Raw genomic sequence first — 17,554 nt, 5'->3', positions numbered from 1 at the left:
TTAGCCCATTCATCAAAATAAATAAAATCTTCCAATGGCTTTAGCCTAAACCTGTAAAAGACTACACATAACATTTGTTAATCAATATCAAAACAGGTAGATTGATAAATAAAAAAGGCTGTTTCTCACAAATGAAACAGCCTTTTTACAATAAATTTAGGAAATGGAAATGTTTTCATGGTGGTTAAGAACTCCAACTTTCAGCATACATTCCTTCATTTTTTGGTAAGTTCTTTTGATATCGTGGTCAAGACCGATGGAGAACCTGATCAGTCCGTCTGAAATTCCTATAGATGCTCTTTCTTCTTCAGGGATTTCAGATGAGGTAGATTTTCCTGAGCATGAGAATAAGGTCTTATAGAACCCTAAGCTCACAGCAAGATACCCCAGGTTCTCTGTCTGCATCAGTTCCATCAGTTCGTTTGCTTTTTCTGTTGTTCCGGCATCCAGAGTCAGTAACCCTCCGTATCCGTATTCTTCATGAATCATACTTTTCATTAATTCATGGTTTTTGTGGGATGGTAAGCCCGGATAAGATACTTTTAAGCCATCTTTTTCAAATCTTTCAGCCAGATACATGGCATTGTGGCTGTGCTGTTTGATTCTGATGTGTAATGTTCTCAGATTTTTTAAGATACTTGAAGATCGTAAGCTGTCCATGGTTGGGCCAAGAAGCATACATGCTCCGGAATTGACATTTTTGGTATCATCAATGAATGCCTGACTAGCACAATATACTCCTCCTACCGTATCACTGCTTCCGTTGATGAACTTTGTCAGGCTGTGAATCACGACATCAGCCCCGAATAATGTCGGAGAAATTGAAAGAGGGGAGAAGGTATTATCTACAATCAGTTTCAGGTTGTATTTCTTACAGATTTCGGAAAGCTTTCTAAGATCTGCTACTTCAAGTAGCGGGTTGCTCACACTCTCACAATAAATAACTTTAGTATTGGGAGTGATTGCTTTTTCTATAGATTCAAAATTATTGATGTCAACAAAAGTGGTCGCTACATTGAATTGAGGGAAGAAATTTTTTAGAAAAGCATAGGTTCCCCCGTAGATAGTCCGGCTTGAAATAATATGGTCTCCACTTTTGCACACCTGCATCAAAACAGAAGTTATTGCTCCCATTCCGGATGCTGTAACGTTGGCAGATTCTGTGTTCTCCATCTTGGCAAGAGCCTGGGCCAGATAAAGATTCATCGGTGATGAATGTCTGGAGTACAGATAGCATCCTTCCGCATTGCCTTCGAAAGTATCAAACATTGTCTTTGCAGAAAGGAAGGTATAGGTGGAGCTGTCAGAGATAGAAGGATTCACTCCCCCGAATTCACCAAAATACTGAAGATCCTGGATCTCATTGGCTGCGTTAAAGTTTTCCATAAATATTGTTTTTATTTTATGGTTCTAATTTGCATTAAATTGTTAATTATTACAACATAAATTTGAATTTATAGAATATAAAACTGTAAAATATTGTTTATTTAGAAAAAATATTTAGTATCTTCGATAGTATTAAATTTTTACCAAAAAATTATCTATGGAACTTGACGAAACTGATAAGAAACTTTTGTCTTTTTTACAGGAAGACTGTAAACAAACCACCAAAGAACTGTCCGCTAAGCTTGGATTATCCGTTACAGCAATTTATGAGCGTGTAAAAAAGCTTGAAAATGCAGGGGTTATTTCAAAATATGTAGCCTTGCTGGACAAGGGTAAAGTTAAGAAAAATTTTATCGTTTTGTGTCATGTGAAACTAAGCCAGCATAAAAAAGAATTTGTTCTTCAGTTTGAAAAAGAGGTAATGGACCTTCAGGAAGTTACGGAATGTTTCCATGTAAGCGGAGATTATGATTATATCCTTAAAATAGGAGTGAAAGATATTGAAGATTACCGCAGTTTTATGCTGACGAAACTAACAACACTTCAGCACATCGCAAGTACGCACAGCTCATTTATGATTTCCGAAGTTAAAAATACGACGGCGATTGTATTGTAAGCTTATCGCAGGTTTTTTGATTTAAACTGTGTGGAAGATCAATGTTTATAAATATCTTCTTTGGTCATATTGTCGATAAAATAGTGAAGTCTTTTAATCTCGCTTCTGCCTCTGTTTTTGTCATTCAGAAAGCAGGTCGTCACGATAACCATTTTTAAATCAGGAATGATGCAGATAAGCTGTCCGCCATATCCGGTAGCTACGAAAGCCTGATGTCCGTTGGTTTTTCTACGCCACCAGTAATAGCCGTAACCGTCGGCATTCGGCATGACATCCCAGGCATCCAGTTTTACCTGTTCAGAAGTAGATTCCTGAATCCATTTTGAAGAGACGATCTGTTTGCCGCTAAATTTTCCGTTGTTCAGGATCATTGTACCAAACTTCAGCATGTCTTCAGGTTTCATAAACATTTCCGAACCTGCAATATTCCTGTTCATGGAGTCTGTATCCCATCGTGGAGTATTCATTTTTAACGGCCTGAAAAGATTTTCTGTAGCGAACTGTTTCAGATTAGTCTTTACGATTTTAGCTAATGCCGCACCGAAAAGATGGGTTTCACCACTATTATAATTGAAGACTGTCCCAGGATATTCTTCAAAAGGAAGATCCAGTACAAACTTTACAGGATCACCGGAAAATGACATGGCTGTTGAAATTTTTGAATTTTCAACCCAGTCAAAACCACCCTGCATGGTCAATAGATTTTTTAACGTTAATGTATTTCTGATGGAATCATGAGCTACTTTTCCTTCAATATTGGAAATGTTTTTGAAACTGCTTCTCGATATATTGTATTCCGGAAGAATTTTTAAAACCGGAGTATTGAGGTTGGGAAGTATGTTTTTATCCTGTGCGATACCTGCCAGCACAGAAACGATACTTTTGGTAACAGATTTTATACTGAAAATAGTCTCTTTATTGGCACCATGGAAATACTGCTCATAAATTACCTTATTATTTTGTGAAACAATGAAAGATCCCAAAGAAGAAATGCTGTCATTAATTTCTTTGGTAAATCCGTCCGTAAACTCTTTGGGTAACTCTTTGTTGAAAGCTGCCTGTGATTTCACTTTAGGGGAGAATAAGGCAAGACATAACATTGCGATAGCCTGCAGGAGTTGATTGGATTTCATTGTTTACAAAAGGAAGGATAAAATTATTAGTTGATGGAAAAAGTAAAAGCTAAATCAATTCGGATGAATCAATATAGCTTATGCTTTCAATGCTTCTAAATTATGAAAAACAATGAACTTTTTGAATACTTTTTAGAGAATATTTTAAAGTTTACAATGATTTTGATATAAAGTTTAGGTCTTCAAGATAACTAAGAAATTATACCAACACTCCATTTTTAGAAGAAATAGGATCCGGAAGGTCTGTTTCTCCGCTCATCTGAAGAAGGTCTATTTCAATCGTTCTGCAGATTGAAAGCATCGGAACATCAAACATTAATCCAGCAAAAGGATTTTCAGAATAATCTCCTACCAGTTCCATGATGATATAAATCCATCCAATGATGATACAGAAAGGAATAGAAGTCCATATTCCCCAATCTCCCAATTTGGCAAACTCGTTCACTAATCCCAGTGGAAGAAGCATGATGAACAGTATATTAAAAACAAAAGCTGTACTGGCAAACTGTCTTGGAGAAGGAAACTTTTTGATTCTCTCTGCCTGTCCCTGGAAATTGTAGAATTCATTCAGACTGTTTTGAAGCTGAGTCTGATTGAAATCTGTAATGGCATTCATATTTTTCAGCTCGTTGATGTCTTTTGCCTGCTGGGCTATCAGATAGGTAGCAAAATTTTTATAATCGTTTTTAAGATCATATTCTTCTTCTGACAGATATTTGTGCAGGAAAATAGGAGCTCTTCCGTAGTCAGGAAAACCGGCTTTTATTAACCTGTTTCTTCTCAGGTTGATATTCCCGAATTTATTATTTTCTGTACTGATATGCTCCCATTCTGTAGGAATCAAAAGCTGTTCCCGGAAAGTATATAACCATGCTATATGACGGTAAACGATTCTTCTTTTACGGTCTTCAAGATCAAAAACACCAATTTCTTCGTTTTTAGTATCGAAGGCATACACCATAGAGGCAAATGAACGGCTGGAATTCACAATTCCACCCCAGATTTTTCTGGCTTCCCAAAGTCTGTCATAAGCCTGATTGTTTTTAAAACCTACAAGGAATGCTTCTGCTGTACCAATCAAAGCTACAGGAACCCATGGAATCGTCATCCACTGCCAATTGAAAAAATAGAACAGGACAGCGATCAGCGTACACCAGATTGAAATCAGTATAAGATGAAAACCTGATAAATTGAGAACCTGCTTATAATTGACGTATTTAGTAGTGATCATAAAGAAGTATGGAATTTTTGGTGCATATCAACAAAATAGATACCAAAATGAGACATCTGTTCTGTTGATTAAAATTAATAAAAAAAACCTCTGATTTTTCAGAGGTTTCAATTATTTAATATTTCAGCATTTCTTCGATTTTACTGCTGAGCTTTTCAGCATTTGGAAGCATTTCTTTTTCCAGAACAAGGTTGATAGGAACAGCAGGAACATCCAGTGATCCCATTGTTTCTACAGGTGCGTCAAGATACCTGAAGCAATTTTTCGAAATACGGTGTGCAAAAGCTTCTGCAAAAGAATTATTAAGCTGTTCTTCTGTCAGAACGATGCATTTTCCATGCGCTTTCACTCTTTCGAAAACAAGTTCTTCATCAAGAGGGATCAATGTTCTTAAGTCGATCACTTCAACTCTTCCGCTGAATTTCTTAGCTGCTTCTTTAGCCCAATAAACTCCCATTCCATAAGTAACTACCAATAAAGTTCTGCCTTTTTCGGTTTCATCCTTATCTGCTTCAATAATTACTTTACCTTTTCCAAATGGAAGAACATAATCTTCAGCAGGCTCTATTGTTTTGGCATCTTCAGTTCCCGGAACTTTACTCCAGTACAATCCTTTGTGCTCCAGCATCACTACCGGGTTCGGATCATAATAAGCTGCTTTTAGCAAACCTTTAAAATCTGCAGCATTACTTGGGTATGCTATTTTGATTCCTTTGATATTGGCTAAGATACTTTCCACACTTCCACTATGGTAAGGACCGCCGCCGCCATAGGCTCCGATAGGAACACGGATGATATTGCTTACCGGGAATTTTCCACCGCTTAAATAACTTGATTTTGAAATTTCCGTAATCAACTGGTTGATTCCCGGATAAATATAATCTGCAAACTGAACCTCAACAATTGGCTTCAGTCCAACAGCACTCATTCCGGCAGTAGATCCTATGATATAAGCTTCCTGAATGGCCGTATTGAATACTCTTTTGCTTCCGAATTTTTTTCCTAAAGTAACCGTTTCACGGAAAACTCCACCGATTCTTTCACCTACATCCTGTCCGTAAAGAAGTGCTTCAGGGTGTTTCCACATCAGTTCCTGGATGGCATGGATGGCAGCATCCACCATTACAATTTTTTCTCCGTTGGCAGGTTCACGTGTTCCTGTCTCCTCAGTAATGGGAGTTGGGGCAAAAACGTGCTGCATTACGGTTTCAGGCTTTGGATCCTCTGCATTTTTAGCTTTTTCAAAAGCTTCTTCTGCTTCAAGACGCGCCTTTTTAGTGATTTGCTTTAAAAGATCTTCATCAACACCTGTTTCCAGTAGATGTTTTCTAAGGATCTCTCCCGGATCTTTGGCCCTGTGTTTTGTTAAATCTTCTTCATCTCTGTAGAATTCTCTTCTTACTCCTGAAGTGTGGTGACCGATCAATACCGTTTTTGCACAGACAACAAGGGGCTTTCTTTCTGTTCTTACAAAATCTACGGCTTTTTTCATGGCTTCAAAACTTTCCACAAAATCAGTTCCGTCTACTCTCATTCTGCTTAGCCCAGTGAATCCTGCTACAAAATCGTATGCATCACAGGTTCTTGCTTCGTCTTTCGTTACGGAAATTCCCCATTCGTTATCCTGAACAAGGAAGATGATCGGAAGCTGATGCAGAGCTGCAAACTGTAAAGCTTCACTCACTTCACCTTCTGTAACGGAATTGTCTCCAAGACTACAAACCACAACAGGATTGTTTTCAAATTGCTGAAGATTGAAATCCTGAATGTATTTGATTCCCTGTGCAACTCCTGTCGTTGGGATAGTCTGCATTCCAGTAGCGGAACTCTGGTGAACGATTTTTGGCTTGTTTTCATCCCTGCTTGAAGGGTGGGAGTAATAAGATCTTCCTCCCGAAAAAGGATCATCAGCTTTAGCCAGTAACTGAAGCATTAGTTGGTAAGGTTCAAAACCGATTCCTAAAAGAATGCTTTCGTCTCTGTAATAGGGAGAAACCCAGTCTTCTTTTTTAAGCTGATAGGCTGTCGCAAGCTGGATGGCTTCGTGACCTCTGGAAGTACTGTGAACGTATTTGCATACATTTCTGTTTTCTTCGTAAATGTCAGCCATTGCCTTGGCCAGCATCATATGATTATACGCTTTGAGTAATATATCCTGAGAAACTTTTTCGTGAAGTGCATTTTCCATAGGAAGCAAATATACATAAAAAAACAAAATACTAACAACTGTTAGTATTTTGTGAAAAATCTTTGTTTATATAGGTTATTCCTTGATCACTTTTTTAGAAATAACATCTTTGTCTGTTTTTATTTCAATGATGTAAATTCCATTGGTGTACGCAGATAAATCTATTGGTTCTTTGTGATTGTTGATCTTTCCTTTCTGTAACTTCTTACCTGAAAGATCATAGACATTGAATGTGGAATTTTTAGGAGCTTTTAATACATTGGTGAAATCTTTTACAACCGTTGGTGCGATCGTTATGCCATCAGATTTTCTTAATCCGGCATCCTTGGTTCCCAGCACTTCGCTAAATCCTGATGCAATGATAGAATAATTCTGAGGGGAAGTAACACTTGGAGAAGCGTTATTTTTTAATGTTCCTTTATGAGAAATCTCAATTCTATAAACAGCTCCTGGTGTTGGGTTATCAATAACAACCTGCTCTACATTATCTACTGTGTTGTCTCCTTTTGTAGCAGGAGTCATTGGATCTAATGCATTTAATTTCCAAGGCTGATAAATGATGCCTGTTCCGGTATCTATAATTCTTACATCCAGATCGTTTATTAATCTGGAAGTTCTGTTGTTGTAGGCTTCTGCCCATGTTATGCTTGTGGGGATAACATATTCCGGATCAATCCAGGATAGGGTTACTTTTAAGGGTTCAGATCCGGATGCTTTCACTGTTCGAGCATTAACCGAACCATTATTTAAGGTTTCATCATTAAATAGTATGGTATTGTTGGATTTTCCTACAAGAAGTTCTGCTCCTTTTTTTGCATCTATATACCCCCAGCCATTCCATGGGTCCGGGCCGACAGGTCCTGCTTCCGATGCAGAGTGGATCATTAAGGTTTTTGCAGAGGCTGCATTAAGCTCAAGAGCAGGATATAGCTGTTTATAAATCTGCATCCAGACTCCTATGATTCCGGTAACAATAGGCCCGGAAAAAGAGGTTCCACTGCCCACGTTATATAAGCTGCTGCCTGTTGTATTTTCCGCTGTGGAACCATATCCTACATTAGTTCCTGTAGTAATAATGTCCGGTTTTATAGCGCCGTCATCTCTTGGACCTGCGCTGCTGTAGCTTGATTTTATAACATCAGAAGGAGAGGAGTATCTTTTGTCGCTGGCAGTCAGGATATCAGAAGCACCTACTACAATAATGTTTTTTGCCAAAGAACCAAAACCAATACAGTCATATCCTAAAGCGCAGTTGTTTTGTGGAAGTGTGTCTGTAGCTGCAAATTGTACATAAGTTCCTGCACTGTTTTTATAATATTTAGCTAAGGTGTTTCCTGTTGGCCCCATTCCATATGAATTTCCGGCTGATTTAACGATAACATAGGTGGGATTATTATACACGATATTGTCATAAGTCTGGTCGCTATCAAGATAGGTTCCCTGTAGATCAGCAGTGGTTCCAGGGCTTATGAACTGCCCGCCCCATATCCAGGCAATTCCATAAAGGCTACTCCAGCCAGGGTTTGTACCGTATGAATGATTGGATATTTTGGGCTGTGCCAGGACTATTTTTTCAAATACCGTACTGGAAGCAGAACCTCCGGGTAATGTTGTAGTAGCGAAGGCATAATTGTCAAAAGTTGAATTTTGTGCTATTCCTCTTAAATTCGTAACCCGGGTTGTTCCATTGGTAAATGTAAGCGTATAAGGATAGTCTTTGGCGCCGATAAATCCTGTAACAGCAGTGGCATGTGAGCTGTAATTCATGGTACTGGCTTCTTTATTATTAACCCTGTCTGCTGCGTTGTTAAACAGTTCATGTCCTTCAAATGCTCTTCCGCCATCAAAGATGGTATATTTAATATTTTCGCCGTTAAATGAACCTGTCAACCCTGTGATGGTGCCATTCTGTAAAAAGTCTGCATTGGAGTTTTTTATTTGATCCAAATCATCCGACTGATAGAAATAAGGCTTTCCATCCGGATCGAATCCTGCCAGATTTTTTCGCTGTTCTTCGAGTTCTTTAAGTGTCCCAGGTTTTTTATCAGACTCAAAATGTTTTGAGAGAAACAGATCAAATTTTTTGTTGTTTTCTATTCGTTGTCGTTCTAATGTTTTTTTTAAAACTTCATTATTGTTTTGTGCATTCATGACAATGGTTATCAGTATGCCGATCGAAATAAAAATTTTTTTCATTGTGGTATTTTTTTTATGGTTGTTTATTGATAAATATATAGATAAAATGCTTTTATTATTTGTTTTATTTAATTAAATACTGTTTTTATTGATTGTTTTAATGTTTTAATTGGGTTTTTATGAATGATTTAATATTTTAATTTGTATTTATAGTTTTTATTTTACTGGATCTAAATGAGAATTGATGCTTTTTGACAGGAAAACAGTTGCAAAAACTCTGAGATTAGCACTCTATTGTGTTTTATATGTTATAATTTATCATTTTATGGAGAATTAATTGAAAAAAAGCAAACCCATAGGAGTAGAAGAAATTAAGCTTTGTATTTTTAAAAAAGGCCGAGATTTATATTCTGAAACCAGGGTGTGATTAGAAAAAAATGAAGTAACTTTACATTCTCTTTTTATAAAAAAGTTAGAACATTATATGTATTTAATTTTTGACACAGAAACAACCGGTTTACCAAAAAATTTCAACGCTCCGCTTTCAGACTCGGATAACTGGCCCAGAATGGTCCAGATTGCATGGCAGGTGCACGATGATGATGGAAACTTGATTGAAAACCAGGATTATATAATAAAACCTGAAGGGTATGATATTCCCTTCAACGCTGCCCGCATTCACGGAATTACAACAAAAATCGCCAATGAAGAAGGACGTGACCTTCAGGAAGTTCTTGAAGAATTTTCTAAGGTTCTTGAAAGAATCAGGGTGGTTTCCGGGCATAATGTAGAGTTCGATTACAATATTGTAGGAGCAGAATTTTACAGAAAAAACCTGAAAGATAACCTTCAGGAAAAGCCTAAAGCGGATACCATGATTCTGGGAACCGACTTCTGCCAGCTGGGCGGTGGCCGGGGAGGCCGTTTTAAACCTCCGAAACTTGAAGAATTATATGAAAAACTTTATGGGAACAAATTTGATGAAGCCCATAATGCTGCAGCCGACGTAAATGCAACGGCCAGAGCCTTCTTTGAAATGGTAAGAATTGGCGTAGTTCCTGCTGAAACATTAAAGATTTCAGAAGATCAGCTTGCCTATTTCAGAAGCCTTTATCCGGACCCGATCAAGCCTTTCAATATTGTTATCAGAAGGCAGGTTGCTGATTTTCATAATAAGAAAAAGCAGCAGGATTTCGGAAGCATTGATGAAATTGATTTAGGTAAATATTTCAATTTTGATAACCATAGTGTTTTCTCTACGCTTACGGCTACCTCAAGCATTAATGATCTGATTAAAAAAGCCTCTGATGAAAATTTCCCTGCTGTCGGAATGGTGGATCTTGGAAATATGATGGGAGCTTTCAAGTTCGTCTCAGCAGTAGAAGGAGCTAATGCAGACAGAGCGAAAAAGCATAAAGAATACCTGGCAAAAAAACAGGAAGCAGAAGAAAATGGTACAGAATTTACTGAAGAAGAACCTGTTTCAGAACCGCTTATTCCTGTAGTGGGTTGTGAATTTTATATTTCAGACCGTTACGAACAAAAGCAGTTTACCAAAGATGATCCGGACAGAAGAACACAGGTTGTGCTTTTGGCGAAAGATTTTAATGGATATAAAAACCTGGCAAAACTCTCCAGTATCGGATTCCTGAAAGGATTCTATTTTGGAGTTCCCAGGGTGAGCAGGGAATTGATTGCTCAATATAAAGAAGGAGTCATAGCTTTAACATCCGGAATTATGGGGGATATTCCTGATGCGATCTTAAATACCGGTGAGCAGAAAGGAGAGGAGCTTTTCAAATGGTGGAAAGACACCTTTGAAGAGGACTTTTATGTGCAGATTCAGAATCACAAACTGCCTGAAGAAGAACATTTAAATGAAGTTCTTTTGTATCTGGCAGATAAATATAATGTGAAAATTTTAGCTCAGAACGAAACCTTTTACACCAATAAAGATGATTCTAATATTCAGGACATTGTAAGCTGTATTAAAGATGGTGAAAAGCTTACTACGCCTATTGGAAAAGGATTCGGTAAAAGAAGAGGGCTGGCTACAGGTGAATATTACATCAAAAATTCTGATGAAATAAAAGAAGCCTTTTTAGCCTATCCGGATGCTTTTGATGCCTATGAAGAATTTACAGCAAAATTTAAACCTTATACCTTAAAAAGAGACGTACTTCTTCCTAAATTTGATATCCCTGCGGAATTTATCCATGCAGAAGATGAGGTAGACGGCGGAAAAAGAGGGGAAATGGCTTACCTTACCTATCTTACCTATGAAGGTGCCAAGAAAAGGTATGCAGAAACGGGTATTACTGATGAAATTAAAGAACGTCTTGACTTTGAGCTAGAGGTAATTGCCAATACCGGTTATCCGGGGTACTTCCTTATCGTACAGGACTTCTGTAATGAAGCCCGTAATATGGGCGTTTGGGTTGGTCCGGGAAGAGGGTCGGCGGCGGGATCTGCGGTGGCGTACTGTATCGGAATTACCAATGTAGACCCCATCAAATATGATCTCCTTTTTGAGAGATTCTTGAACCCGGAAAGGGTTTCCATGCCCGATATTGATATTGACTTTGATGATGAAGGGCGGGATAAAATTATCAAATGGGTTGTTGAAAAATATGGAAAAACTCAGGTAGCACAAATTATTACCTACTCGGTATTGGGAGGAAAATCTGCCATTAAAGATGCCGGAAGGGTTTTGGATGTGCCTATTCCTGATACCAATAATATTGCCAAACTGATTCCTCCAAGTCCCGGGATGAATATTGCAAAGGCTTTAGCGAAGTATGATAAATTAAAGCCGGAAGAACAGATGCTCGTTGATGAGATGAGGTATGTTCTTGAAAGTCCTGATGATGCACGACACGGAGTTTTAGCAAGTGCTAAAAAAATGGAAGGCTGTATCAGAAATACCGGAATTCACGCCTGCGGGGTGATTATTACGCCGGAAGATGTGAGTAATCTTGTTCCGGTTACCATTGCAGCAAAAGATGCTGATATCTTAGTGTCGCAGTTTGATAACTCTGTTGCGGAAAGTGCCGGTCTTCTGAAGATGGACTTTTTGGGGCTGAGAACGCTGACTATTATTAAAGATGCATTGAAGCTTGTTAAAGCAAGATATGGAGTGGATATTGATCCGGATCTTATTCCGCTGGATGATGCCAAAACCTATCAACTGTTTAAAGAAGGAAGAACGGTCGGGATTTTCCAGTATGAAAGTCCGGGAATGCAAAAATACATGAGAGAGCTTAAACCGACGGTTTTTGCCGATCTTATCGCTATGAATGCCTTGTACCGTCCCGGTCCGATTAAATATATCCCGAACTTCATCAACAGAAAGCACGGAATTGAAGAGATTGTCTACGACTTACCGGAAACAGAAGAATATTTAAAAGAAACATACGGAATTACCGTTTATCAGGAGCAGGTAATGCTTTTGTCCCAGAAGCTGGCCAACTTTACCAAAGGTGAAGCCGATACTTTAAGAAAGGCAATGGGTAAAAAGCAGATTGATGTTCTTAATAAAATGTACCCGAAATTTATTGAAGGTGGTAGAAAAAACAACCTTAATGAAGAAAGGCTGGAGAAGATCTGGAATGACTGGAAAGCCTTTGCAGAATATGCCTTCAATAAGTCCCACTCAACGTGTTATGCATTCATCGCTTATCAGACCGCCTATTTAAAAGCTAATTATCCGGCAGAATACATGGCGAGTGTAATGAGTAATAACATTAACAACACAGATTCTATCACCATGTTCATGGAAGACTGTAAAAGTATGGGCGTGGATGTTCTGGGACCGGACGTGAATGAATCTCAATACAAATTCTCCGTAAACGAAAAAGGACAGATCCGCTTTGGGTTGGGTGCAATAAAAGGAATTGGGGAAGGACCGAGTGAAGCAATTACAAGAGAGAGAGAAAACGGAAGGTTTAAAAATATTTATGATTTCTTCGAAAGAATACTACCTTCACAGATGAACAAAAGGGTAGCGGAGAGTTTGGTGCTTGCAGGTGCTTTTGATGAACTGGATGCTTTCCATAGGGGACAGTACTTTGATATTGACATGGCAGGAAAGACCAATCTTGAAAGACTGATCAGATACGGGCAGAGTTTCCAGGAAAGCAAAAACGAGATGGAGCACTCTTTATTTGCGGATTTCGCAGAAGAAGTTCAGATTGAACAGCCGAAACTGGCTCCATGTCCGGAATGGCCCAATATGCATAAGCTTAATAAAGAAAAAGAGATCATTGGCTTCTATCTTTCTGCTCATCCGCTGGACGAATTTAAATATCAGTTCCAGTTTATGCAGGGGCAGCTTTCTAAAAAAGCAGTTCTTGAGAAAAATGAAGAAGAAAAGGTTGTTACCGATGAAGCGCCTGTTTTGGAACAGGATGCCCTGGACGATGCTGTGGATCTTACGGAAATTGTTTCAGATGATATAGTGGCAGGAGAAGAGGAAGTGATAGAAGAAGTTACTAAGAAGGCAGAGCCAAAAGGGAATTTCTTATTCCTGAATCTGGATGAGGTGGATGCTTACAAAGAACAGGCTTTCTCTAATAAACAGGAAGAACTGTTTGAAGAGAAAAAGAAAGACTGGAAAACCCTTCAGAAAGAGAGGGAAAATGGCGGTGGTGGTAAAGAATATACTGTAGCCGGTCTTATTACCGAATACAGGGTTCAGGATGGTTTCAGAAGTGGTGAGAAAGTAGCTTTTGTTACACTTGAAGATTATTCCGGATCCTATTCATTCAGGCTGGGAGACAGAGATTACATGAGATTGAAAGAAAAGCTGGAAGTACAGAGATTTGTGATTTTTAAGATAAAATTTGCTCAGGTAAAAGATGGCAGGGTCTTCGTTAATGTAAATGATGTAATTGAACTTCAGGAAGCATTTGAACGATTTGCAAAGAGTATATCATTGGTGATGGATGTGATGGATGTAAGACCTGAAGATCTCGACTTTTTCAGAACGGTTCTCGACAGAAACAAAGGAAACCAAAAATTGAAATTCTTTATCAAAAACCTGGAAGATGACTCCCATATTGAAGTTCAGTCTATGAAACATTCGGTGGATCTGAATGGTGATCTGATAAAAGAAATTCAACTTCTTAATAAATATGAATTTTATTTAAACTAGAAAAATACAAGATAAAGAAAGGAGTGGCTTATGCCACTCTTTTTTTTGTTTATATATTATCAGTATTGATGAAAAATTTTAAATAGTTTTTCTCTTAAGATAGAAAAATTTACTGAAGTCTATTTTGGTTGTATATTATTTAAGTGTCTGTTATTTAATTAGTTGTTGTTTTTCATCATATTGCGAAATAATTATATAATTTAAATAAATGTTTAATTATATAATGTTTGGATGATGTTTTTTATTGTTTTTGTATAAAAATTTATGATATTTTCTAATATTTCATTTAAAATTTAAATTAATATTTATACATTTACCGCCCTAACTGTTATTATTTACTATTTTATGAAGAAATTACTACTTTCGTGTCTGGCTTCCCTGAGTATGGGAGTCTATGCGCAAACCGACGTCGCCAACTATACTTTTTCAAAAAGTACCGGGGTGGCTTATACTTCCATTACAGGAGGTACAAAATTATTCCCTTCTGGGACTAATACTACTTATGACAATGATGTATCCGCAGCAATTCCATTGTCTTCTCCTTTTAATTTCGGTGGTGTTGCTATGACCACATGTTATGTGAGTGCCAATGGATTTATCACGTTTGGAGCAGCTCCTTCCGGGACAAATTATACTCCAATGTCAAGTCTGGGATCAACTACAGGGGCAATTTCTGCTTTTGGGCAGGATGGAGGCTTTTCATCATCAGATGCAACACAACCAGCAGGAAATCATGAAGTGAGATATGAAGACCTGGGAACTGAATTTGTTGTACAGTGGCAGGATCATGCCAATTACTTTAACAGATCTACTGAAAAATTAAATTTTCAGATCAGATTGGTTTATGCTACAGGTGAAATAAAGATCATTTATGGAAGCTGTACAGATCCGGGTACCAGCACTTCAGGCAGTACTCCACAGGTAGGGATAAGAGGAAACAGTACTACTTATGCGTCCAATGTAAATTCCCTGATGATCGGAAACGTGCCGTCAGGAACTACCTGTGACTGGTCTAAAGCTGTTACCGGTAATGCTGCTAGCAGTACAATGCTTTTTTCCAGCACAACCAACGCAAGTGTTAAAATCCCTGCCGGGCTGCAATATAAATGGACACCAGGCACACAGGCTCCGGTAAGGACTTTTGCAGCTGCCACTGCAATTACCAACAATGCTGCTACTGTAAACTGGACGGCTCCGACAGGTGCAACAGCTTACAATGTTCAGTTTAGAGAAGTCGGAAACTGTGATTGGACAGATCTTGTTGGTAATCCGGTTTCTGCTGCAACTGCTACAATTACAGGGTTAACTCAGAATACAAGCTACCAGGTTCAGGTTCAGGCTTTAAACGGATCAGTAAAATCTATATATTCTCATATTCCAAATGCAGCCGGAACGGGGAATGGGTATGTCTCCTCAGGGTCTTTTACCACTACACCTAACTGTGCAAGTACAGTAACCGGTCTTTCTTCTTCTGCCCTGACTCCTGAATCCGCAACAATAAGCTGGACAGCTTCTACAACACCTCCGGGTAATGGATATGAGTATTATTATTCTACATCTTCAACAACTCCGCTTGCAACGGCTACGCCTTCAGGATCTGTAGGTGCCGGGGTAATAACAGCTGATTTATCTGGTCTGACTCCTTCAACTCAGTATTATTATTGGGTAAGAGGAAACTGTAATGGAACAGATAAAGGAAATTGGTCAAGCTCTGCAAACTTTACAACACTTGGGTTATGTCCTACCGTTACCGCTCCTGCATCCAATGCTACAGGAGTAAGTGTAACCCCTACGATTACATGGAATGCAATAAATGGCGCTGCCGGGTATAAACTGAAAGTTGGAACTACCTCTGGAGGAAATGATATTGCAGATATGGATATTGCAGGCGGAACGAATAATTCTTATACTTTCGCTGCTCCTTTAAATTTTGGTGCTGCCTATTATTATTCTGTAACTGCTTATACAGCTAATATTACAGGACCTGCTACCGCATGTACGGTAAGATCATTCCAGACGGTATGTAATTCATCTAATTTACCTTATACTTTAGATTTTGAAAATGTTACAACACCTGCATTGCCAATTTGTACAACAGTGGTAAACAGTGGTTCCGGAAATTCATGGAAAACAGCAACTGCTCCGGCTGGATTTACAGGGAAAGTGCTTAATTATTCCTATAATAGTTCTAATGCTGCCAATACATGGTTCTTTACCCAAGGTTTAAATCTTACTGCAGGAGTTAGCTACAGAATCAAATATAAGTATGCGAATGCATCAGGAACCACACAATATCCTGAAAAATTAAAAGTTGCTTACGGATCTTCTGCTGCAAGTGCTTCAATGACAAATACTTTAGCTGACCACGCTAATATTACAGGTGGAACTGCTACATATGCATTTGTAGACTTTACACCAGGCGCAACAGGAGTTTATTATTTAGGATTCCAGGCTTATTCTGCTGCTAACATGAACCAGATTTATGTTGATGATATCAATATAAATGTGACTCCTAGCTGCTCTGAACCATTGGCTGTTACTGTTTCGGGGATGACAACCAATGGAGCGGATGCTTCCTGGACTGCTCCGGCTACTGCTCCTGGAAGTGGATATGAGTATTACTATTCTACAAGCAGTACAGCTCCTACGGCGTCTACTACAGCTTCCGGAACCAGCACTACCACTTCAGCTCCTTTGTCCGGGTTATCTCCTTCCAGTACTTACTATTTATGGGTGAGATCGGTATGTAGTTCTTCCGATAAGAGTGCGTGGAGTTCTCAGGCTGCTGTTTTCAATACACTTTGTGGAACTGCTATGGCTCCTTTTGCTCAAAACTTTGATAATGGAGCAGCACCCAACTGTTGGAGCAGTATAAACCCTACGGCAACAGGTACCGACGCCAATCTGTTCTGGAAGTTCTCAGGGTCTGCAGATTATGGTGCAAGTCCGGCTAATAACCAAAAAGCGGCAGGTACATATGCATGGGTAGATGCAAGTTCACCATATAATGGAGCGGGTGCCAACACGGTTCAGCTGGTTACTCCTCCTGTAAATTTAACAGGATTAACCGCACCTCTTGTTTCTTTTGACTGGTTTAAAAACCATTCTACCTCTTCTTCTACTACGGTTTCACCTTCCACTTATGATAATAACAAGCTTACGGTAGAAGTAAACGATGGAAACGGATGGGTAGTTATTTTTAGTGATAATACCAACTCAAACCAATGGAGAACAGTTGCTGTTCCTTTGGCGGCTTCTTACATCGGAACTACTATCCAGGTGAGATTTACTGTAGATAAAAATGTGAATGGTAGCGGATATTACTATGATGATGTTCTATTAGATAATGTTGAAATAAAACAAAATCCTAATCTGGCAACGTCTGAAACTGCAGTAAAAGAAAACAAGATTAATATATATCCTAATCCGTTTACTGATATGCTGACAATTTCTGATGTATCCAAAGTACAGTCTGTTTTAATTGTTGATGTTTCCGGAAGATTGATTAAGACTATTGATAAGCCATCTTCAGAGCTTCAGCTGAGAGATCTTAAAGAAGGGTTATACTTAGTGGTCCTGAATATGAAAGACGGATCTAAACAAACCCTTAAAGCAATTAAGAGATAAAATAGTTTCTTGAAAAAACAGGAAAAGAGAGGCTGCTCAATTTGAGCGGCCTCTCTTTATATAGGTGAAATTGCCTTTTATTAAA

Annotated in this window: 8 protein-coding genes; 3 read left to right on the top strand and 5 right to left on the bottom strand. The window is 38.5% G+C overall.

What is annotated here, in order from left to right; genetic code table 11:
• Positions 1-156: 156 nt before the first annotated feature.
• Entirely contained in the window at positions 157-1,386 is a 1,230-nt protein-coding gene (locus AB1278_RS16690) for an aminotransferase class I/II-fold pyridoxal phosphate-dependent enzyme (RefSeq protein WP_429815810.1), read from the bottom strand.
• A gap of 157 nt (positions 1,387-1,543) precedes the next feature.
• Here AB1278_RS16690 and AB1278_RS16685 point away from each other — a divergent pair, with 157 nt between their 5' ends.
• Complete coding sequence (locus tag AB1278_RS16685; protein ID WP_202838532.1) at positions 1,544-2,002, top strand: Lrp/AsnC family transcriptional regulator; 459 nt, start codon at positions 1,544-1,546, stop codon at positions 2,000-2,002.
• Positions 2,003-2,040: 38 nt separating this feature from the next.
• On the opposite strand, the gene AB1278_RS16680 is transcribed toward AB1278_RS16685, so the two are convergent.
• The 4 genes from AB1278_RS16680 to AB1278_RS16665 form a co-directional block, all read right to left on the bottom strand.
• Positions 2,041-3,135 carry a serine hydrolase domain-containing protein gene (locus tag AB1278_RS16680; RefSeq protein WP_429815807.1) on the bottom strand — a complete coding sequence of 365 codons (1,095 nt, stop codon included), beginning with the start codon at positions 3,133-3,135 and terminating at the stop codon, positions 2,041-2,043.
• Positions 3,136-3,334: 199 nt separating this feature from the next.
• Positions 3,335-4,366, bottom strand: coding sequence for a bestrophin family protein (locus AB1278_RS16675; RefSeq protein ID WP_429815804.1), 1,032 nt, complete (start codon positions 4,364-4,366; stop codon positions 3,335-3,337).
• Between the two features lie 115 nt (positions 4,367-4,481).
• On the bottom strand, positions 4,482-6,554 hold the full coding sequence (locus AB1278_RS16670) for an alpha-ketoacid dehydrogenase subunit alpha/beta (RefSeq protein ID WP_429815801.1): 2,073 nt from the start codon (positions 6,552-6,554) through the stop codon (positions 4,482-4,484).
• Between the two features lie 75 nt (positions 6,555-6,629).
• Complete coding sequence (locus AB1278_RS16665; RefSeq protein ID WP_429815798.1) at positions 6,630-8,750, bottom strand: S8 family peptidase; 2,121 nt, start codon at positions 8,748-8,750, stop codon at positions 6,630-6,632.
• Between the two features lie 424 nt (positions 8,751-9,174).
• On the opposite strand from AB1278_RS16665, the gene dnaE reads away from it, so the two are divergent.
• Positions 9,175-13,842: a DNA polymerase III subunit alpha gene (gene dnaE / locus AB1278_RS16660; protein ID WP_429815795.1), complete on the top strand. Its 4,668-nt coding sequence runs from the start codon at positions 9,175-9,177 to the stop codon at positions 13,840-13,842.
• 345 nt (positions 13,843-14,187) lie between these two features.
• Positions 14,188-17,469, top strand: a complete 3,282-nt coding sequence (locus tag AB1278_RS16655) for a fibronectin type III domain-containing protein (RefSeq protein WP_429815792.1) — start codon at positions 14,188-14,190, stop codon at positions 17,467-17,469.
• Positions 17,470-17,554: the final 85 nt, after the last annotated feature.

The sequence above is a fragment of the Chryseobacterium sp. NRRL B-14798 genome (assembly GCF_050470705.1).
GTDB classification, from domain to species: Bacteria; Bacteroidota; Bacteroidia; order Flavobacteriales; family Weeksellaceae; genus Chryseobacterium; species Chryseobacterium cupriresistens.
This window is presented reverse-complemented; position numbering and strand designations above follow the sequence as displayed.